The sequence below is a fragment of the Vibrio sp. 1288 genome, from assembly GCF_033344475.1.
The window spans coordinates 1-663 of sequence record NZ_JAWPOX010000606.1 but is presented as its reverse complement, the minus strand read 5'-3'; the positions used below and the strand labels follow the sequence as shown (position 1 = coordinate 663).

At 49.5% G+C, this 663-nt stretch carries 1 protein-coding gene and 1 pseudogene; both read left to right on the top strand.

All coding sequences use genetic code 11. The features are described from left to right. A partial coding sequence (locus R8O11_RS28300; RefSeq protein ID WP_318195007.1) for a HisA/HisF-related TIM barrel protein occupies nucleotides 1-392 on the top strand: 392 nt, incomplete at its 5' end. A 15-nt stretch (nucleotides 393-407) separates the two neighbouring features. Continuing rightward, a pseudogene (gene thiH / locus R8O11_RS28295) lies at nucleotides 408-663 on the top strand (2-iminoacetate synthase ThiH); the annotation flags it as partial.

The window sequence follows — 663 nt, the reverse complement described above, 5'->3', positions numbered from 1 at the left end:
TGTTGCCATATTGCCATGCCGATCCGGTGTTGTGTAAGCGGCTGGAAGAAGTTGGCTGTGCTGCGGTGATGCCATTGGGAGCGCCGATTGGTTCGAATAAAGGTATCGCTTCGCACGATTTTCTAGAAATCATTATTGACCAAGCGAACGTACCTGTTGTCGTGGATGCGGGAATTGGTGCGCCTTCACATGCGGCAAGAGCGATGGAAATGGGCGCGGATGCCGTGTTGGTCAATACGGCGATCGCTGCTGCAAGTAATCCCGTTGCGATGGCGAAAGCGTTCAAGATGGCAGTCGAGTCAGGTCGTATGGCTTATAAAGCTGGGCTTGCAGGGAAAGTTTCTCATGCCGTTGCTTCCAGTCCGCTAACGTCTTTTCTCGATGAACTGTAGAAGTGAGGGTTCAAGATGAGCTTTTATGATCGCTTTCAGCAGCTCGATTGGGATGACATATCCATGTCGATTTATGCTAAAACGGCGCAGGATGTGGAAAGGGCGCTAGCAAAACCCAAACGAGATTTGGAAGATTTTAAAGCGTTGATTTCTCCTGCTGCTGAACCGTACTTAGAGCAGATGGCAAAGCTTTCTTATTCGCTGACGCGTAAGCGTTTTGGCAACACTATGTCGCTGTATATCCCGCTGTATCTCTCTAATCTTTGCGCCA